Below are 1,901 nucleotides of genomic sequence, written 5' to 3'. Positions count from 1 at the left end.
AGTAATTTTATCTGCGATCGCTAATAACCCCAATGGCTTTGATACTAATAATCTCACCAGGCTGCTGCAATTGGACTCTGGTCAGAATTTTAGATTTTTGTTAGTTCAAGACGGTACGCTTGATGCTGTACGCAATGATCCAAATTCCATCGGCAAGTTACTGTTTTCTAGTGTCCCAACCCAAAAAATTACCGACTTGGGTGATAATAGTTTCTCTCTGGGTTGGAAGGATGCTTCTGGTAAGAGTTCTACAGATTTTAATGATCTGGTGGTGAAAATTAACCTGAGTGATCAAGCTTTACCTTTAGGTACAAATCTCCAAGGTCAATTCCAAGGTGAATTGATTGATTTACGAGATGTCGAACAATCAGTTCAAGCTGAATTTAATGTTTACAGAGAGGCATCTTACAACAATTACGTCGGCTTTTATCAGGTGACTGATCAAAATGGGGGAATTGATACCAATGGCGATGGCATCGCTGATGTTCTTACGGGACAGGCTGGTTATATTCAAGCTGCTGTGAGTAGTCGGGTTGCTGGTATTGATTTATCTGTGAGTAATCAAGGTTCTGCTAGTTTTACTGGTACTTTCCAACCTGGTGCGATTTTTGCTCCCTTTATTATTGTGAATGCTACTCCTGATGCGCTTTTAGATAACAATTCTAGTAATGATCCGGCGGTTTATTTCCCGTTCTTGGGTGCTAATTCTGATAATACGGATCACATTAGTTTGTTAGCTAGTAATACTTTTGGCTTTGAGGATTTAGCCAATGGTGGCGACAAGGATTTCAATGATCTGATTATCAAAGTTAATTTGGCAACTACAATTTAGTCATCTTATCCAAGAAGCCGTGAACGAATGTTCAAGAGTTTAACCCCGAATGGCACTAAGAAAAGCCGAAACGCTTGTGGATGCTGCACTGAGTAATCCCCCTTGGTTTTTGGCTGAAAACCAGGATTGTGGTGTTGAGCGTGAAGAAGGCAGTTTTTCCGCCGCACCTGTAGCTCAAAATGAATTTTCTTCAACTTCAGCGATGGCTAATCAAACACAGGGGCAAGTACAACAGGGTTATTCTGCTTCTCTACGAGACGCTACGCGAACGTTGTTGGTTGAAAAATCGGTTTCGGGTGTAGAAGTCAAAACAGTTAATGAGGGTGAAGGTTGCGCCGTGTCCGTCCCCAATGCTGAAAAATGGTCACATGAGGCGATTGTGGCGAGATCAAATATGCGACCGGAGCGTATGCAAAAACTCAAGCTTGCGGCGAATTCGAGTTTTGACTTCTTGCAGGAATGCTGGAATGATGATCCGGCGCTGGTGAGCGCAATCAAGAAGTTGCAGGCGAAGTTTCCGCAGTGGAATAACAGCACTTACGGCAGCTATGAGGTACATCCCCAAATCTGAAAGCTTTGAAAGGAGAGGGCAAGGAGAAAAACTGTATTGCATAATAGCCGGAAGCGCTGTATCGTTTGCGTGGATAGGGTGCGCTCTGCTTCGGCTTGTCGCTTTCCATCACATATCTCAAAGAAGCACTCCGAACAAGGATTGGGGTCAAGTCACCAGAGGCTGTATTTGTCGCTGCTTGTAAAAAGGGGAAAAAGCCAGAGGCAGCACAGGTTAAATCTGAGATAACGGCTTGGCGCTGACTTCCTGTGACATTGGTTTGGGTATAGGTCTGTTTACATCTCTGAAATTGACTCACTTAATTTCGGCTTATCGTCTTCAAGAAAATAATTTATTAAAATTATCTCAAGGAATGGGTTACAGCACTTCCGTCTGTAATGAGGTACACTTTAAATTAAAGTATAAATATTTTTAAATGAAGTCATACTCTATCGATCTTCGAGAAAAAATAGTTGCAGCACATGTTCAGAAAAACATCTCAATCAGGAAAGTAGCTAA

General features: G+C 42.2%; 2 protein-coding genes. Both read left to right on the top strand.

Annotated elements, in window-relative coordinates; all coding sequences use genetic code 11:
- Positions 1–832: DUF4114 domain-containing protein (locus ACEW80_RS30170; protein WP_373530137.1), on the top strand; the 832-nt coding region annotated here is incomplete at its 5' end.
- 49 nt (positions 833–881) lie between these two features.
- A complete protein-coding gene (locus tag ACEW80_RS30165; protein ID WP_373530136.1) occupies positions 882–1,403 on the top strand; it encodes a hypothetical protein in 522 nt (173 codons plus the stop codon).
- Positions 1,404–1,901 lie beyond the last annotated feature (498 nt).

Source organism: Nostoc sp. (assembly GCF_041747015.1).
Taxonomy (GTDB): Bacteria; Cyanobacteriota; Cyanobacteriia; order Cyanobacteriales; family Nostocaceae; genus Nostoc.
This window is presented reverse-complemented; position numbering and strand designations above follow the sequence as displayed.